Origin of the sequence: Pseudomonas sp. MWU349, assembly GCF_017947325.1 — a bacterium.
GTDB lineage: Bacteria > Pseudomonadota > Gammaproteobacteria > Pseudomonadales > Pseudomonadaceae > Aquipseudomonas > Aquipseudomonas protegens.
In genome coordinates, this window is record NZ_JAFEVP010000001.1 from 1,399,523 (window position 1) to 1,416,895 (window position 17,373).

Annotated in this window: 16 protein-coding genes; 12 read left to right on the forward strand and 4 right to left on the reverse strand. The window is 65.2% G+C overall.

Features of this window, described 5'->3' with window-relative positions:
• Positions 1 to 46: 46 nt before the first annotated feature.
• A complete protein-coding gene (locus tag KCG88_RS06075; protein ID WP_210711974.1) occupies positions 47 to 2,380 on the reverse strand; it encodes an acylase in 2,334 nt (777 codons plus the stop codon).
• A gap of 296 nt (positions 2,381 to 2,676) precedes the next feature.
• Here KCG88_RS06075 and KCG88_RS06080 point away from each other — a divergent pair, with 296 nt between their 5' ends.
• Complete coding sequence (locus KCG88_RS06080; protein ID WP_011061190.1) at positions 2,677 to 3,057, forward strand: hypothetical protein; 381 nt, start codon at positions 2,677 to 2,679, stop codon at positions 3,055 to 3,057.
• Positions 3,058 to 3,074: 17 nt separating this feature from the next.
• Here KCG88_RS06080 and KCG88_RS06085 read toward each other — a convergent pair whose 3' ends face one another.
• Positions 3,075 to 3,263, reverse strand: a complete 189-nt coding sequence (locus KCG88_RS06085; protein ID WP_015635538.1) for a hypothetical protein — start codon at positions 3,261 to 3,263, stop codon at positions 3,075 to 3,077.
• Between the two features lie 171 nt (positions 3,264 to 3,434).
• Between KCG88_RS06085 and KCG88_RS31100 the strand changes: the two genes are divergently transcribed.
• Positions 3,435 to 3,563, forward strand: a complete 129-nt coding sequence (locus KCG88_RS31100; RefSeq protein WP_263860833.1) for a hypothetical protein — start codon at positions 3,435 to 3,437, stop codon at positions 3,561 to 3,563.
• Positions 3,564 to 3,656: 93 nt separating this feature from the next.
• On the opposite strand, the gene KCG88_RS06090 is transcribed toward KCG88_RS31100, so the two are convergent.
• Positions 3,657 to 4,571 (reverse strand): LysR family transcriptional regulator, encoded by a 915-nt coding sequence (locus tag KCG88_RS06090; RefSeq protein ID WP_047286408.1) that lies wholly within the window; start codon positions 4,569 to 4,571, stop codon positions 3,657 to 3,659.
• Between the two features lie 118 nt (positions 4,572 to 4,689).
• Between KCG88_RS06090 and KCG88_RS06095 the strand changes: the two genes are divergently transcribed.
• Positions 4,690 to 5,685: an aldo/keto reductase gene (locus KCG88_RS06095; RefSeq protein ID WP_047336729.1), complete on the forward strand. Its 996-nt coding sequence runs from the start codon at positions 4,690 to 4,692 to the stop codon at positions 5,683 to 5,685.
• Positions 5,686 to 5,731: 46 nt separating this feature from the next.
• Here the strand turns inward: KCG88_RS06095 and KCG88_RS06100 are convergent, their stop codons facing one another.
• Positions 5,732 to 6,265, reverse strand: a complete 534-nt coding sequence (locus KCG88_RS06100; RefSeq protein WP_047286406.1) for a hypothetical protein — start codon at positions 6,263 to 6,265, stop codon at positions 5,732 to 5,734.
• A gap of 439 nt (positions 6,266 to 6,704) precedes the next feature.
• Between KCG88_RS06100 and KCG88_RS06105 the strand changes: the two genes are divergently transcribed.
• From KCG88_RS06105 to glgA, 9 genes are all read left to right on the forward strand, one after another.
• A complete protein-coding gene (locus KCG88_RS06105) occupies positions 6,705 to 8,699 on the forward strand; it encodes a methyl-accepting chemotaxis protein (protein ID WP_019095246.1) in 1,995 nt (664 codons plus the stop codon).
• 79 nt (positions 8,700 to 8,778) lie between these two features.
• Positions 8,779 to 9,234, forward strand: a complete 456-nt coding sequence (locus KCG88_RS06110) for an SRPBCC family protein (RefSeq protein WP_047286404.1) — start codon at positions 8,779 to 8,781, stop codon at positions 9,232 to 9,234.
• 85 nt (positions 9,235 to 9,319) lie between these two features.
• Positions 9,320 to 11,068 (forward strand): copper resistance system multicopper oxidase, encoded by a 1,749-nt coding sequence (locus KCG88_RS06115; RefSeq protein ID WP_210711975.1) that lies wholly within the window; start codon positions 9,320 to 9,322, stop codon positions 11,066 to 11,068.
• Positions 11,058 to 12,056, forward strand: a complete 999-nt coding sequence (locus KCG88_RS06120) for a copper resistance protein B (RefSeq protein ID WP_210711976.1) — start codon at positions 11,058 to 11,060, stop codon at positions 12,054 to 12,056. The genes KCG88_RS06115 and KCG88_RS06120 overlap by 11 nt, the downstream gene beginning before the upstream one ends.
• 154 nt (positions 12,057 to 12,210) lie before the next feature.
• Positions 12,211 to 12,660: a DUF411 domain-containing protein gene (locus KCG88_RS06125; protein WP_210711977.1), complete on the forward strand. Its 450-nt coding sequence runs from the start codon at positions 12,211 to 12,213 to the stop codon at positions 12,658 to 12,660.
• Positions 12,657 to 13,094 carry a YqaA family protein gene (locus KCG88_RS06130; RefSeq protein ID WP_047286400.1) on the forward strand — a complete coding sequence of 146 codons (438 nt, stop codon included), beginning with the start codon at positions 12,657 to 12,659 and terminating at the stop codon, positions 13,092 to 13,094. Before KCG88_RS06125 ends, KCG88_RS06130 begins: the two co-directional genes overlap by 4 nt.
• Positions 13,095 to 13,280: 186 nt before the next feature.
• A complete protein-coding gene (locus KCG88_RS06135) occupies positions 13,281 to 14,291 on the forward strand; it encodes an alpha/beta hydrolase (protein ID WP_047286399.1) in 1,011 nt (336 codons plus the stop codon).
• Between the two features lie 15 nt (positions 14,292 to 14,306).
• On the forward strand, positions 14,307 to 15,260 hold the full coding sequence (locus KCG88_RS06140; RefSeq protein WP_047286398.1) for a D-2-hydroxyacid dehydrogenase family protein: 954 nt from the start codon (positions 14,307 to 14,309) through the stop codon (positions 15,258 to 15,260).
• A 533-nt stretch (positions 15,261 to 15,793) separates the two neighbouring features.
• Positions 15,794 to 17,362 (forward strand): glycogen synthase GlgA, encoded by a 1,569-nt coding sequence (gene glgA / locus KCG88_RS06145; RefSeq protein WP_047286397.1) that lies wholly within the window; start codon positions 15,794 to 15,796, stop codon positions 17,360 to 17,362.
• Positions 17,363 to 17,373: the final 11 nt, after the last annotated feature.

Consider the following 17,373-nt stretch of genomic DNA (forward strand, 5'->3'; position numbering starts at 1 on the left):
CCCCGTTGCCGGGGCGGCCTCCTTCTCCAATGCTCACGCTCAACCGTTACGGGTGCGCCAGTACCGCCTCCTTGCGCGGTTCTTCGATCACCTGCAATTGATACTGGCCATCGGCACGGATCTGCGCGTCGGTAAAGGGCAGCACGCTCCACTGGTTGCGGGCGAAAGCAGCGGTCTGGTCGCGAAAATGCGCTGAGGCCGGGTCACTGGACAGGGAGAACGCCAGCAACCCCAGGGCGCGCGGCCCCTGCTCGTCGAAGCTGACCACGTTCAGGTAGCTGGTGCCGCTGACCACCTCGCGCTTGCCGTCGGCCGCCGGCACGCTCTGGATGGCGTTGTACACCCCCAGGCTTTCAGGGCCGCCGGGCACCGGGGTCGGCTGGCCGCCCTGGCTGACCTGCTGGATATCGCCCCAACGGACGTCACTGCCCAGCCCGGCCTCGGCGACCTGCTGCGCCGAAGCCAGCATCGACTCGCGCAGTGCCCGGGCCACCGCTGGCCGGCCAATGGCCAGGCCCCGTGGGGTGTGCAGGGGATCTTTCGGGTCAAAGGCCACGCGCCACAGGCTGGGGTCCTGCAACAGCGGCTGCATGATGCCCTGGAAGTGCACGAAGCCCAGGCCGGCCTGCAGCCCCGCGCTGCGGTCCCAGGCGTTCAGGCTGGCGCACACCGGCCCCAGGCGCTGGGCATCGGCCCCCAGGTCCTGCTCACAGAACTGCAGCAGATCGGGCATCACCTGGCCGGCCAGGTACACCTGATCGTCCGTGACCAGGTGCTGCAGGTCGCTGACCTGGGCCTTGTGCATCCGGCTCAGGCGATCCAGAGCAAAGCGCGCGCGCATCTTCAGCGGCACGTCCTGCTCGCTGATCACCGGCGAAAAGCCTTGCAGCGGCGCCGCCGGGTTGACCATCCAGGCCGAATCGTTGGAATGCTGCAGGTAGTCGTTGCGCGCCAGTTGCGGCAACTGGCTGGCGGCGAAGATCCCCGGTTGCGCCGCTGCCGGGTCGATATCCCAGGCACAGGCACTGCGCGAGCCATCCAGAACGATGACCCGGGTGCCGATCCGCGGATCACTGCACTGCGCCAGCTTGGCCTGGGTGACGTTGGGCACCACCGACTGGTTCATGTACAGCGCCCGGCCCTGGTCATCCACCGCCAGGGTGTTGACCCAGGGAATGCCCTGCAACTGGTGAACGCTGTCTTGCAGAGCGGCCACGCTGCTGGCCTGGTTCATCGCGTACCACTGGGCCAGCACCCGGCTGTTGTCCAGGTTGGCGTCGCGCAGGCTGTAGGCATATTGATGATCCCAGTCCAGTTCCCCCGGCCACTGCACGATCGGGCCGAAGACCGAGCTGTAGAGCGTGCGCGTGCGCGGCTGCAATTGGCCATCCGGGCCCTTGCTCTGCACGGTCAGGGTCTGGCGCTGCAGGGGCAGCGAACGGCCATCCAGCAGGTAGCGGGTCGGGTCCTTGGGGTCCAGTTGCAAGCGGTACAGGGTGAAGTGCTTGGAGGCGTCCACGGTGTGGGTCCAGGCCAGGTGCTGGTTGAAGCCGATATTGATCAGCGGCAGGCCGGGCAAGGCCGCGCCCATCACATCCAGTTGCCCGGCAATGGTCAGGTGCATCTGGTAGAAGCGCATGCCGCCGACCCAGGGGAAATGCGGGTTGGCCAGCAGCAGCCCACGGCCGTTGAACGAACGCTCGCTACCGATGGCCACCGCGTTGCTGCCACGGTCCAGGGCGAAACGCTGCTGGCGCGCCGCCGCCAGTTGCCAGTGCTCGGCCGGCAGCCCGGCCTGGGCCGTGGCTCCAGGTGGCGAGGCCCCGGCCAGGGCCTCGGCGAACTGCCCGGCACCGCCTTCCACCAGCAGGCGTCGAGTCAGTTTCACCAGGTCCGAGGTGGCCAGCGGCCGCACCCAGTCACCCCGGCATTGCTCGGGCAGGCCCTGGGCCTGGCGTTCGGCCAACTGGCGGTTGTAGCCCTCGACGTAACCCTGCATGCGCTCGCGCATCGCCAGGGGCTGGGCCTGCCAGAAGGCCGCCACGGCCTGGGGGGTGTTGAGCCAACTGAAGAACAGGTCGCTGCTGAGGTTGTCGCGCTGTTCCAGGGTCTGGCCCTCGGCGCCGAAGTACTGCGAGCGCTGGGCGTTGACCGTCAGCACCTCATTGGCCATCAGGCACAGGTTGTCCTGGGCGTAGGCATAGCCGATGCCGTAGCCCAGGCCGCGCTCGTCGTCGGCACGGATGTGCGGCACGCCAAAACTGGTGCGGCGAATCTCGGCGCGGGTCTGCTCGGGCTGCGCCAGGGCATGGGCGCCACCGCTCAAGCTTAGAAACAGGGCTGCAAGGCAAAAACTCGGTAACTGCCTGGAAATGATCACGCCGACTCCTGATGCAAAAATACAGAACCAGGACTGGTGTGCAGGAGCGGTTGGCAACGCCGCCAGTCTGGGAATCCAGCCGCGCACGGATCACCCGACGCCTGCCTGCCCATAAAGACGAACTGCTTGAAAAAAATTTAACCCGCAAAGGCCAAACGCCCCGCCATCACATGTCAGCGACTTGATACCGACAAATTTTCTACATTCGGGACTTCATGATTTGCCGTGCTCGTTCGTCTAGTGACTAGAGCATCCATCATTCTTTTCCTGATCAGGCTCTGATAAGGAGTTTTTGCATGTACAACCCGCAACTGCCAATGGACGGCAACACCGTGAACAGCACGCCTTCCCTGAATGCCGGCGCCGGTGTCTTCGGCAAGAACGCCGAGCGCAACAGCAACGAACGAATCAAGCACCTGCTCAAAAGCTTCGGCCTGCGTACCAGCCTGATTCGCCTGAAAGTCATCGATGCCCTGCTCACCGCGGCCCAGAGCGACCGCTCCCTGGGGGTGCGCGGCATCCACAGCCAACTGCTTGAACTGGATATTCCCCTGTCTTTTCTCAGTGTGCGGGAGGTGCTCAAGCGGCTGTGCAGCGAGGGGGTACTGACCCTCAATGCAGACAAGAGCTACAGCCTGCACCAGCAGGCCGCAGCGGTGCTCGACGGTCTCTCCTGAGGCCGTCGAGCCCGGGTTCAGGGCTTGACCTTGCGGCGCATCACGCCGTTGATCACCACCACGACCACCGCCACGCCAATGGCGATGTACTGGAACAGTTTCTCGCTGATGATGCCGTTGTTCTGCAGGTAGGAAAGGCCAAGCATGATTCCCAGTACCACCAGGGAAATCAGAATCGAGTAGATCAAGCGTTGTTTCTGAGTCATTGCCGGGTCCTGAAGCTGAAATTGTATCTGCTTTGTATCAAGGTCGATGCCAAGCACATACCCGGATTCGGGGATGGGCCGGGCAAATCGGGGTCACATGGTACAGGCGCGAAGGAGTTTTTTCTTCCTTGTCGTCCTGCCGTGTTCCCCGAGCCCTTTGAGGATTGATCCATGTTTCGTCGAATCACACTGCTGATTCCCCTGCTGGCCATGCTGACCCTGTCGGGCTGCATCATCATGCCCCGTGACGGCGGGCACCACCGCTACTACGACGGCGGCCCGGGCTACTATCACCGCTGATTCAACCGGCCAGTCCATCGGCCCATGACCCGCCCGATCTCGCCACCAACGCCCGCCTTGTCGCGGGCGTTTTGCTGTCTGGCGCCCGGCCATTCAGGGGCAAGAGATGGGATTGCCCGGGCGGGCAAACAGCTCCACCAGCCAATCGATGAATACCCGCAGGCGGGTCGACAAGTGCCGCTGGGGCGGGTACAGCGCGGTCAGCGGCAACGCAGGCAGCGGGTAGTCCTCCAGCACCCGCTGCAGGGTCGCATCCTGCAACTGCCGGGCAACGTGGTAGTACGGGGTCTGGATCAGCCCGTAGCCGGCTTCGCAGGCCGCCAGGTAGCCATCGGCGCTGTTCACCGCCACCCGCTTGGGCAACTGCACCGGCCGCAACTGGCCGGCGAAGAAGAACTCCAGGCCATAACGCTTGCCGCTGACATTGGAGAAATACTCCACCATCTGATGCCCTTGCAGCTCTTGCGGAGTACGGGGAATTCCCCGCTGGCGCAGGTACCCGGGGCTGGCACAGGTGACTTGCTGCAACTGCGCCAACGGCCGCGCCACCAGGCTCTCGTCCAGGGCCGGCCCGGCCCGTAGCGCACAGTCCACGCCCTCGCGGATCAGGTCCACCGGGCGGTCATTGAGGCCGATCTCCAGTTCGATCTGCGGATAGCGCGCGGAAAACTCCGGCAGCGCCGGTATCACCAGCAACCGGCCGATGCCCACCGGCATATCGACACGCAACAGGCCGCGGGGGGTGTGCCGGGCCAGGGAGAACGCCGCCTCGGTTTCCTCCAGGTCCGCCAGCAAGCGTACGCAACGCTGGTAATAGGCGGCTCCGTCCAGGGTCGGGCTGACCTGGCGGGTGGTGCGGTGCAACAGCTGCACCCCCAGATGGGCCTCCAGTTGCTTGATCAGAATGGTCACCGAAGCCGGCGGCATCTGCAGACTGTCGGCAGCCTTGGCAAAGCCGCCCAGCTCGACGATGCGGGTAAAGACGCGCATGGCGTTGAAACGATCCATGGAGCAAACCTGACGATTATTTAGAATTTAATAATAGTGATAGCACTTTTAGCCTGTTTATCGGCTTTTTGTCGAGTAGCACACTGCAGGCTCTTTCCCCTTACCGGAGCATTCATCGATGCGCACTCGACAACTGGGCCAGGACGGCCCGCAGGTTTCCGCCATTGGCCTGGGCTGCATGGGCATGAGCGATTTCTACACCACCGGCAACGATCCCCAGGAGGCCGTCGCCACCTTGCACCGGGCCCTGGAGCTGGGCGTCAACCTGCTCGATACCGCCGACATCTACGGCCCCCACAGCAACGAAGAACTGATCGGCCGGGCCATTCGCGGCAAGCGCGAACAGGTGTTCCTGGCCAGCAAGTTCGGCATTGTCCGCGACCCGGCCAACCCGGCGGCCCGCGGGGTCGACGGCCGGCCGGAATACGTTCGCGCCGCCATCGACGGCAGCCTGCGGCGCCTGGGGGTGGACACCCTGGACCTGTACTACCAGCACCGGGTCGACCCGGACGTGGCCATCGAGGAAACCGTCGGCGCCATGGCCGAGCTGGTCCAGGCCGGCAAGGTGCGCTACCTGGGCCTGAGCGAAGCCTCGGCGGCGACCCTGGAGCGGGCGCACAAGGTGCACCCGATCAGCGCCCTGCAAAGTGAATATTCGCTATGGAGCCGGGATCAGGAAGACAACGGCTGCCTCGCCGCCTGCCAGCGCCTGGGCATCGCCTTCGTGCCCTACAGCCCGCTGGGCCGTGGGTTTCTCACCGGCGCCCTGAAAAGCCCGGAAGACTTCGCCGCCGACGACTACCGGCGTTTCAACCCGCGTTTCCAGGGCGAGAACTTCCAGCACAACCTGCGCCTGGTGCAACAGGTGCAGCAGTTGGCGGCGGACAAGGGAGTGAGCAGCGGGCAACTGGCCCTGGCTTGGGTGCTGGCCCAGGGCGACTACCTGATTCCGATTCCCGGAACCAAGCAACGACGGTATCTGGAGGAGAACGTGGCGGCACTGGAGGTGAGGCTGAGCGCCGAGGAACTGGCGTCACTGGAGCAGATTTTCAGCCCGCAGACCACCGCCGGAACCCGGTATGCCGAAGAAGTCATGGGCTTGCTGGGGCGTTGAAAGCAGAGCTGTGGCGCGCACCGGCAAGCCGTGCGCGCCATGGGAATCAGGCCTTGGTGGAGACGTTCTTGTCGGTCACCGTGGTGCCGTTGCCCTTGCCATAGTTCTGCAGACCCTGAAGTACATAGATGGCTTTCTTGTACTCGGGGATCAGGTAGTTGGCGTACTTGTTGCCCTTGAGGTTGTTGTTCTGGATGTCATCGAGCTTCATGGCGAAATACTCGAGGGCATTGAACGGCTGATCGGGGTTCTTCGGAATCCCGAAACGGTCGAACTGATCACCCGCATTGATCAGGTTCAGCGCCGTGACATCGGAAATCAGGCCATTGTTCTTGAGAAAGGTGCTCATGCCGCCCAGGGACTTGGCGGTGACGTTGGTCGGATCGAAACCCTTGATCTGCTTGTGCAGCTTCAACTGATCCATCTTGCGGATGTCGAGCACAGTAGGGTTCTGGCCTACCAGGCTGAGCATCTGCCGTACCTTGGCGCTTTGGGAAACCGGTTTGGACGAGCTGCCACCGTTTTCCTGCACCAGCAGACCAGCTTTACTGGTCCAGCCGCCGACGTATCCGATTGCCATGCTGTAACTCCTGTAGTCCGGCCTTCCAATCACCTTTTTCAGCGCCATGAAACTTCTGACAAGGCATCTAAATAAGGATGTAAGCCGTGTTGAAACATCTGAATGGGCGCAAGTATCAACGCCGTGGCAAGCACCAACAACGCTTTATTTCCTGAATTTACAATTTTTGTACAAACTCGACACAATTGCCGCAAAGCCCCTGTTTAAAAGGCTTGGCAAGTTTCACTGGCCATCAAGGTGTCATCTTTTCATGCCTGGCCTTGCCCTTGACCGGGCGCCTTTGCCCTGCCCCACCATCCCTGGACGCATTTTTTCCAGGGCATGCCTTTTTTTGGACGATCGTACTAAAGAGCGGGAAAACCGCGCCGACATCCTGTGGATGCCCTGACAAGGCATCCCATTCCCGAATAATAAAAATCGCTCGGTAAGGACAGGTCCCATGCCCGCTTTGCGCACGATTCAAGCCCGCTACACGCTGTTTCTGGTCCTGTTCATTGTCTTGATGCTGATACTCACAGTGGTGGGCATCAGCCAACTGGTAGCACCCAAGCTGCGTCACACCGAAGAACAGGTAGCCCTGAACCGCATCGCCGAAGTGGCGCAGCGCATCCAGGGCGAACTGAACAAGGTCCAGGCCCAGCAACGCAGCATCACCCAGACCATTCCCCTGCTCGACAGCGACAGCATCGACAAGGTCCTGCCGGGCCTGGTGGACCAGTACGGTGAACAGAAAGTCTTCGGCGGCGGCATCTGGCCCCTGCCCGGCCAGCGCACCCCAGGGCGCAACAAGCACAGCACCTTCTGGCACCGTGATGCCTCCGGCAAGCTGGTGGTCAACACCTTCTGGAACAGCGACCCGGCCCCCAACTACTACGAGCAGCCCTGGTACCTGGGCGGCATGCAGACCGCCCCCGGCCAGTGCGCCTGGGCCGCGGCCTACAAGGACGATGCCAGTGCCGAGCCGCGCACCAACTGCGCCATGGCCATCCGCCGCGACGGCCAGCCCTGGGGCGTGGCCACCATCGACGTGACCCTGGGATTCTTCAACGACCTGGTGGCGCGCCAGGAGCAGGCACTCAAGGCCGAGATGCTGATCGTCGAAGCCGACGGCAAGATCATCAGCAACAGCTCGCGGATCAACGGCCCGATCGTGCTCAAGAACATCCGCGACCTGAGCCCCGGCTCCCCCTTCGCCGCCCAGGTCCAGGCCGCCCTGCAGCAGCGTGACCAGGGGGCAAGGCGCGTCGAGTTCGACAACGCCGGGGTGCCCAGCACCTTCTTCATGCGCGCCATCGAAGGCACGCCCTGGTTTCTCGCCAGTGCCCTGCCGACCCAGCTGATCACCGCCCAACGCGACGACGTGCTGAGCACCCTGAGCCTGTTGCAGATCCCCATGGTGATCCTGCTGGTGTTGCTGCAGGTCTATGCGATCCGCCAGCTGGTGCAGCGTATGAAGATCCTCAAGGGCAATATCGACGCCCTGGCCACCGGCGACGCCGACCTGACCCGGCGCATCGTGATCCGCGCCGAGGACGAACTGGGGGCCATCGGCCACTCGGTGAACCGCTTTATCCAGTACCTGCAGCAGATGATCGGCGAGGTCACCCAGGCCACCGAGGCCATGGCCGGGAGCCTGGGGCAGTTGCAGCAGAGCTCGGCCCACAGCCAGCAGATCCTGTTGCGCCATGCCTCGGAAACCGATCAGACGGTGACCGCCATTACCGAAATGAGCAGCACCGCCGACAGCGTTGCCGCCAACGCTGCCCAGACCGCAGACTTCACCCGCCGCGCCAACGAACACGCAGAACGTTCCCGGGTGGTGGTGGGCGAAGCTTCCGGCAGCGTCATCGCATTGATCGACGAAGTCGCCGATGCCACCCACAAGGTCGAGGCCATGCAAGCCGACGCCCAGCGCATCACCGAGGTCCTCGGGGTGATCGGCGCCATCGCCGGGCAGACCAACCTGCTGGCCCTGAACGCCGCGATCGAGGCCGCCCGGGCCGGGGAACAGGGCCGCGGCTTCGCCGTGGTCGCCGATGAAGTGCGGGCCCTGGCCGCGCGGACCCAGGACAGCACCTCGCAGATCAACGAAATGCTCGCGCGCTTGACCCAGGGCGTGAGTTCCTCGGTCAGCGCCATGGAAAACACCCAGGCCAGTTGCCAGTCAGCGGCGGATGCCACGGCGCGGGTCAACAGCGGGCTCGACGAAATGGCCGACTCGGTGAGCCAGATCAACAGCCTGAGCACCCAGATCGCTACCGCCGCCGAACAGCAGAGCGCTGTGACCGAGGAAATCAACCGCAGCATGGTGAGCATCCGACACATGGTCGAGGAGCTGGTGGACAGCGCCCGGGCCGGGGAAAGCAACACCCAGAGCCTGTTGCAGGCCAATGCCCAGGTCAGCCACCTGATGAGCCGCTTCAAAGTCCGCTGAACGGTCTGCCCCCGCCCCTGGCAGCCCGCCGGGGCGGGGCTATATTTCAGGCTCCGGTCACAAGGACGTGAGGTGCCTCATGGGACAGCGCCAGACACATCTGTTGCATGAACAGATCAGCCACGAACTGTTTATCCAGGCCAGTATCGACACCGTCTACTACTACGTGACGCAGCCGGACCGCTGGCCGGAGTGGCACCCTTCCAGCCTGCGTGCCGACACCGGCCTGTGCGGTTCATTGCCTGCCGGCCACCGCTTCAGTGAGACCATGGACTTGCTGGGGGTGCAACTGCCCATCAGCTACCGGGTGCTGGTGGCGGTGTTTCCCAAGGAGTTCAAGACCCTGTTCAGTTCCGCAGCGCTGGACGGTTCGCTCCACTACCAGTTGAGCAAGCAGGGCCACGGCACACTGTTCCGGCGCACCCTGGAATACGCCACCGACCTGCAGCTCAGTGGCCTGCGAGCGCGCATGGAGCAGCTTTCGAGCCAGGCCCTGGCCAACCTCAAGCAGCGCCTGGAACAGCCCGACGACTGACAAATCTGTAATGCCCACCTCAGTTTCCTGACAGCCAGCGCCGATTAGAGTCCGCTCCAATCCGCTGACTGACTGGAAGCCTCCGATGCCGCGCCCCTCTTCGTTCCACAGCCCCTCCCGCCGCACCTTCGTCAAGGCCCTGGCTGCCGGTGGCGTGCTAGCCGGCTTCGGCCTGTGGCGCAACCCGGTCTGGGCCATCAGCAGCCCGGGCCAGCCCGAGGTCCTGGCCGGCAGCGACTTCGACCTGTGCATCCAGCAGTTGCCGGTGAACTTCAGCGGCCGGCCACGCAAGGCCATGGCCATCAACGGCAGCCTGCCCGGGCCCTTGCTGCGCTGGCGCGAAGGCGACCGGGTGACTGTGCGGGTGCGCAACCGCCTGGACCAGCCCAGTTCCATCCACTGGCACGGGATCATCCTGCCGGCCGACATGGACGGCGTGCCCGGCCTGAGCTTCGAAGGCATTGAGCCCGGCGGGCTCTACCGCTACAGCTTCCCGGTCAAGCAGCACGGCACCTACTGGTACCACAGCCATTCCGGGCTGCAGGAACAACTGGGGGTGTATGGCCCGCTGGTGATCGACGCCCGGGAACCGGAACCCTTCAGCTACGACCGTGACTACGTGGTGCTGCTCTCGGACTGGAGCGACGAGGAGCCGGGGCAGATCCTGCGCACCCTGAAGAAACAGTCCGACTACTACAACCAGCACAAGCGCACCCTGGGCGACTTTATCGAGGACGTCGGCCGCGACGGCTGGGCGGCCACGCTGGCCGAACGCAGCATGTGGGCGCAGATGAACATGACCCCCACCGACCTCGCCGATGTCAGCGGCGCCACCTATACCTTCCTGCTCAACGGCCAGGCCCCGGGCCAGCCATGGTGCGGGCTGTTCCGCCCCGGCGAACGCCTGCGCCTGCGAGTGATCAATGCCTCGGCCATGAGCTATTTCGACCTGCGCATCCCCGGGGTGCAGATGACCGTGGTCGCCGCCGACGGCCAGCACGTGATGCCCGTGACCGTGGATGAGCTGCGCATTGCCGTGGCCGAAACCTTCGACGTGCTGGTGCAACCCGGTGCCGGAGCCCACGCCTTGTTCGCCCAGGCCATGGACCGCAGCGGCTATGCCCTGGGCACCCTGGCCAGCGCCCCCGGGCTCGTGGCCGAGGCACCGGCCATGGACCCGCGACCGCTACTGGGCATGACGGACATGGCCATGGGTGCCATGGATCACGGGGCCATGCCGGGCATGGACCATGGCGCCATGGCCGCCATGGATCACGGCGCGATGAATACCGCGATCAGCCACCCGACCTCGGAAACCAACAACCCCCTGGTGGACATGCAGGCGGTGAACCCCATGCCGCGCCTGGACGATCCGGGCATCGGCCTGCGTGACAACGGCCGCCGGGTGCTGCGCTACGCCGACCTGAAAAGCACCTTCGCCGACCCCGACGGTCGCGAACCGAGCCGGACCCTGATCCTGCACCTGACCGGGCACATGGAAAAGTTCGCCTGGTCCTTCGACGGCATCCCCTTTGCCGAAGCCGAACCCCTGCGCCTGCGGTATGGCGAGCGGCTGCGCATCGAACTGGTGAACGACAGCATGATGGCCCACCCCATCCACCTGCACGGGCTGTGGAGCGACCTGGAGGACGAACACGGCCGCTTCCAGGTGCGCAAGCACACCATCGACATGCCGCCGGGCACCCGCCGCAGCTACCGGGTCACCGCCGATGCCCTGGGGCGCTGGGCCTATCACTGCCACCTGCTGTACCACATGGAAAGCGGCATGTTCCGCGAAGTCCGGGTCGAGGAGGAACGCCACCATGAAGCTTGATTATCTCCGCTTCACCCGGCAGCCCGGCGTTGGCCTGGCCCTGCTCCTGTTGGCCTGGCCCTGGGCACCGGCACAGGGCGAATCGATGCCGGGCATGGACCATTCCAGCGTGCCCGGGACCGCCATGGGCGCCATAGACCACTCGCAGATGCCCGGCATGCAGGCGCCGACACAGGGCCAATCGACGCCCGGCGTGGCCCCCTCCACCATGCCCGGCCACGCCATGGGTGCCATGGACCACTCGCAGATGCCCGGCATGCAGGCGCCAACCCCCACACAAAGCCGCACACCGATCCCGGTGCTGACCGATGCCGATCGGGCGGCGGTCTACCAGGGCCCCAGCGGCCACATCCACGGTCCGTCGCTGAACACTTTCCTGCTGGTGGACCAGTTGGAATGGCAGGACGCCGACCCGGGCGGCAGCGTCGCCTGGGAGGTCGAGGGCTGGGTCGGTGGCGACCGCGACCGGCTCTGGCTGCGCAGTGAAGGCGAACGCACCCGGGGCGTCACCGAGCACGCCGAGCTGCAAGCCCTGTGGGGCCATGCCCTTGGCCCCTGGTGGGACCTGGTGGGCGGCCTGCGCCAGGACTTCAAGCCCGGCACGCCGCAGACCTGGGCCGCCCTGGGGCTGCAAGGCATGGCCCTGTACAACTTTGAAAGCCAGGTCACCGCCTACCTCGGCGAGGACGGCCAGGCCGCCCTGCGCCTCAAGGGTGACTACGACTTGCTGCTGACCCAACGCCTGATCCTCCAGCCCTCCGCCGAGGTCAACCTCTATAGCCGCAATGACCGGCAACGGGGCCTGGGCGCAGGCCTGGCGGACAGCGAGATCGGCCTGCGCCTGCGCTACGAGATCCGCCGCGAGTTCGCTCCTTATATAGGGGTGACCTGGAACCGCAGCTACGGCCGCAGCGCCGACTACGCCCGGGACGAGGGCGAGCTGGACAACGACCCGCGCCTGGTCCTGGGCCTGCGCCTATGGTTCTGAAGGCCACGACCGCTGGCCGGCCTTGGTATCACCTTGAAACAAAAGCCGGCAGCGGACAGCGAAAAAAACCGCAAAATGCACCACCCCGAGCGTGCAACCGCGGGTGGCCGGCCATGCCACCCTTCCTTATTGATCAGCGACAAAGAGACTTTCGATGAACACCTCACTGCGTCTGGCGGCCCTGTCCGCCCTGCTGATCGGCTCCCTGGCCCAGGCTGGAGAACTGATTCCCATCGACGTGCACCGCGACGCCAACTGCGGTTGCTGCAAAAAGTGGATCGAGCACCTGCAGGACAACGGCTTTGCCGTGACCGACCACGTGGAAAGCAACATGAGCGCGGTCAAGCAGCGGCTCGGCGTCGCCCCACGCCTGGGCTCCTGCCATACCGCGGTGATCGACGGCAAGTTCGTCGAGGGCCACGTGCCGGCCGAACAGGTGCAGGCCCTGCGCAAGCGCGATGACCTGCTGGGCATCGCCGCCCCGGGCATGCCCATGGGCTCCCCCGGGATGGAAATGGACGGCATGGGCGCCGACGCCTTCCAGGTCATCGGCCTGACCCGCGAGGGCAAGGACGTGGTCGTCGCGGACTACCCGGCCCGTTGATCTTCGGCGCCTACTTCGGCCTGTTCCTGGCGGCGTTCGGCGCCGCCACCCTGCTGCCCCTGCAATCGGAGGCGCTGCTGGTGGGGTTGCTGCACAACAGCCAACTGGCCGTGCTGGGGCTGTGGCTGGTGGCGACCCTGGGCAATGTCCTGGGCTCGCTGGTCAACTGGTGGCTGGGCCAGCGCCTGGAACACTACAAGGAGCGCCGCTGGTTTCCGGTCAGCCCCCGTCACCTGGAGCGAGCCCGGGTGCCTTACCAACGCTATGGTCACTGGACGCTGCTGCTGAGCTGGATGCCGCTGATCGGCGATCCGCTGACCCTGGTGGCCGGCGTCATGGGCGAACCCCTCAAGCGCTTCCTGCTGCTGGTCACCCTGGCCAAGGGCGCGCGCTACGCCGTGCTGGCGTGGCTGACCCTGGGCTGGATCGGCTGAGCGCCCGCAGCTCCCCATCACCACACCACCGCGCAGGAGCTGGCTTGCCGGCGAAAGCGCCCGCTCCGGCACCACCTGCCCCAGGGCCTCCCTTGCCGGCAAACCGGCACCTACCATTTGCCTGTGGCTTAACGTCGCCCTAATCCGGCCGTTACAGCATCGCCTGCAACCTTGCGGAGTGTCTTTATGCCCCTTGCTACCCCTGGCTGGCTCAGTGCCTTGCTGCTGCCCCTGGCCCTGCCTGCCCTCGCCGCCCAGGCGCCGGTCTACGGTCCCGAACTGCAGGGCTTCGACTACCCCTATCCCTTGCACCATTTCAGCTTTGTGTCCCAGGGCCAGGCACTGCAGATGGGCTATATGGATGTACCGCCCCAGAGCCCGGCCAATGGGCGCAGTCTGGTACTGATGCACGGCAAGAACTTCTGCGGCGCCACCTGGGAGGGCTCGATCAAGGCCCTGAGCGCCGCCGGCTACCGGGTGATAGTCCCGGACCAGATCGGCTTCTGTACCTCCAGCAAGCCCGAACACTACCAGTACAGCTTCCAGCAACTGGCGCAGAACACCCATCAACTGCTGGCAAAGCTTGGCGTCACCCAGGTCAGCCTGCTGGGCCATTCCACCGGCGGCATGCTGGCCACCCGCTACGCCCTGCAATACCCCGATCAGGTCCGGCAACTGGCCCTGGTCAACCCCATCGGCCTGGAAGACTGGAAAGCCCTGGGCGTGCCCTGGCGCAGCGTCGACCAGTGGTACCAGCGCGAGCTGAAGCAGACCGCCGAGGGTATCCGCCGCTACGAGCAGCAGACCTATTACGCCGGCCGCTGGAAGGCCGAGTACCAGCGCTGGGTGGACATGCTCGCCGGCCTCAACCAGGGCCCCGGCAAGCGCCTGGTGGCGTGGAACTCGGCGCTGATCTACGACATGATCTTCAGCCAGCCGGTGTACTACGAATTCCAGGACCTGAAGATGCCGACCCTGCTGCTGATCGGCACCGCCGACACCACGGCCATCGGCAGCGATATCGCGCCGCCCGAGGTCAAGGCGCGCATCGGCCACTACCAGGAGCTGGGCAGGCAGGTGGCGCAGCGCATCCCCCATTCGACCCTGGTGCAGTTCCCGGGGCTGGGCCACGCACCGCAAATGGAACAACCCGAGCCTTTCCACCAGGCCCTGCTGGGCTGGTTGAAGCAACCCTGAGCCAGGAGCCCGAACATGGCACTAGAGATTGCGGTAATCGATGATTGGCAGGACGTAGCGCGCGAGGTAGTGGACTGGTCGGTGCTCGATAGCATCGGCCGGGTCAGCTTCCTTCACGACTACCCGGCAGACCCCGCCACCCTGGCCCGGCGCCTGCAACCGTTCCAGGTGATCTGCGTGATGCGCGAGCGCACCCGGTTCGATGAAACCCTGCTGCGCAGCCTGCCCCAGCTCAAGCTGCTGCTCACCGGCGGCCTGCGCAACGCCGCCATCGACCTCAAGGCGGCCAGCGCCCTGGGGATCCAGGTGTGCGGCACCGACAGCTACAAGCACGCCGCGCCGGAGCTGACCTGGGCCCTGCTCATGGCCCTGAGCCGCAACCTGCTGAGCGAAGCCTGCGCGCTGCGCGCAGGCGGTTGGCAACAAGGCCTGGGGGGCGATCTGCACGGCAAGACCCTGGGCATTCTCGGCCTGGGCAACATCGGCCAACGGGTGGCGCAATTCGGCCAGGTGTTCGGCATGCGGGTGATTGCCTGGAGCGAGAACCTCACCGCTGAACGCGCGGCCGCGGCCGGCGTGACGCCTGTCGACAAGCAGCAACTGTTCGAACAGGCCGATGTGCTCTCGGTGCACCTGGTGCTCAGCGAGCGCAGCCGTGGCCTGGTGGACGCCCAGGCCCTGGCGTGGATGAAGCCCGGGGCGCTGCTGGTCAATACCGCCCGCGGGCCGATTGTCGATGAAGCCGCGCTGATTGCCGCCCTGGAACAGGGCCGGCTGGCGGGGGCCGCGCTGGATGTGTTCGACCAGGAACCCTTGCCTGCCGACCACCCCTTGCGGCGCTTGCCCAATGTTCTGGCCACGCCCCATGTCGGCTATGTCAGCCGGCAGAATTACCAGCAGTTCTTCGGCCAGATGATCGAAGACCTGCAAGCCTGGCACGCTGGCCAGCCGATCCGCCTGCTCAACTGAAAGCCCCCGTGGCGATCGCCAGGCAAGATCCTGCGCAGCTTTTCCCCGCCTCGCAGCAACGCTGGGCACAGGAGCCCGCCAGTGTCCGATCTTTGGGCGGCGCCGCACCACAACGGCACCGGCCCACGGCTGCCCCTCCCCATTTTCGCCCCCGGGCCGCAACGGCCCTGCTCCCGGGCAGTGCATGGCCGACCTTTCGTCGGGACGCATTCGCTGCCCACCCTGCCAACCCCTGGAAACGCCCACCTCCCCCGGCACCGCTCTAGGTTCTGTCCTAGACTGAATTTCGCACTGTGACCGGGCAGTCACATTCACCGAGAAAAAGTCGAAACTTTTCGCTTCGGCCCAAGGTCAGGTTAAAGGTAGGGTCGCTGCCACTGGTGCATTCCTTGCAACGGCTCCTCCACCCTTTCTGCTTCCACGCTCGCGCAGCGCAGGCTGATCGACGTGTGGCGCGTTTGCGTCCGGCCACAGGAATTGGCCACGCGCGGCGCTTGAGACACCAGAACAGATCAATAAAACGGGAGAGACACATGATCAGCGCCGTATTGGACACTCAGGGAGATCACCCTCAACAGCAGGCCGGCGAACGCGCCGCCCCCTCGATTCCGGTCCCTGGGAACAAGACGGTGCTGCCGCTGGCGCGGCCCAATCCCAACCGCAAGCGAGTGCTGTTCGTCACCTCGGAAATCGCCGACCTGGTGAAGACCGGTGGCCTGGGCGATGTTTCCGCTGCCCTGCCCAGGGCCATGGCCCACCTGCACGATGTGCGGGTACTGATCCCCGGCTACCCCCAGGTGCTGCATAGCGAGAACCCGATCCACATCATCGGTGAGCTGGGTGGCCACGCCGCACTGCCGGCCTGCAAGATCGGGCGCATGGACATGCCCGACGGCCTGGTGATCTACGTGCTGATCTGCCCGGAACTCTACGAGCGCGAAGGCACGCCCTACGGCGCCAACAACGGCCGCGACTGGCCGGACAACCACATTCGTTTCGCCCGCCTGGGGCTGGCCGCGGCGGATATCGCCGCCAACCTGGCGCAGATCCACTGGTGCCCCGACCTGGTGCACGCCCATGACTGGCCCGCCGGGCTGGCGCCGGCCTACATGCACTGGCGCGGGCAGCGCACGCCGACCCTGTTCACCATTCATAACCTGGCCTACCAGGGCGTGGTCAGCCTGGCCTCGTGCCCGGAACTGGGCATCCCCGAGCATGCCCTGCAACAGGAAGGCATGGAGTTCTACGGCAAGCTCTCGTTCCTCAAGGCCGGCATGGCCTACGCCAGCCACATCACCACGGTCAGTGCCACCTACGCCCAGGAGATCACCACCCCGGCCTTCGGCTGTGGGCTTGACGGCTTTCTCGCCAGCAAGACCCAACAGGGCCTGCTCAGCGGCATCCCCAACGGCATCGATGAAAGCTGGGACGCGGCCACCGACACCCACCTGATGCACCCTTTCAGCATCGGCGACTGGGACGGCAAGGCGGCCAACGCCGCCCATGTACGGCAGATGTTCGGCCTCGACGCCAGCAACGGCCCGTTGTTCGCCGTGGTCTCGCGGCTGGTCTACCAGAAAGGCCTGGACCTGACCGAAGCGGTGGCCGAGTTCATCGTGCAGTCAGGCGGTCAGATTGCGATCATCGGCCGCGGCGAGCCGGAGGAAGAACAGTCCATGCGTGCCCTCGCCCAGCGCTTCCCCGGCCGCATCGGGGTGCACATCGGCTTCAACGAGACCGACGCCCGGCGCATGTTCGCCGGCAGCGATTTCCTGCTGATGCCCTCGCGCTACGAGCCCTGCGGCCTGAGCCAGATGTACGCCCAGCGCTTCGGCTCGTTGCCGGTGGCGCGCAACACCGGCGGCCTGGCGGACACCATCGAGAACGGCGTCACCGGTTTCCTCTTCGACGAATCCACCGTGGCCAGCTACCAGGAGGCCCTGACCCGGGCCTTCAAGGTGTTCGCCTACCCGGCGCTGCTCAATGCCATGCGCTGCCGGGCCATGGCCGCGCCCTTCAACTGGTGCAAGGCGGTGGAACCCTACGCCGAACTCTACGAGCAACTGGTGGCCAAGGCCCTGGGACAGGCCGCCCGACAGTAAGAGGCTAGGAC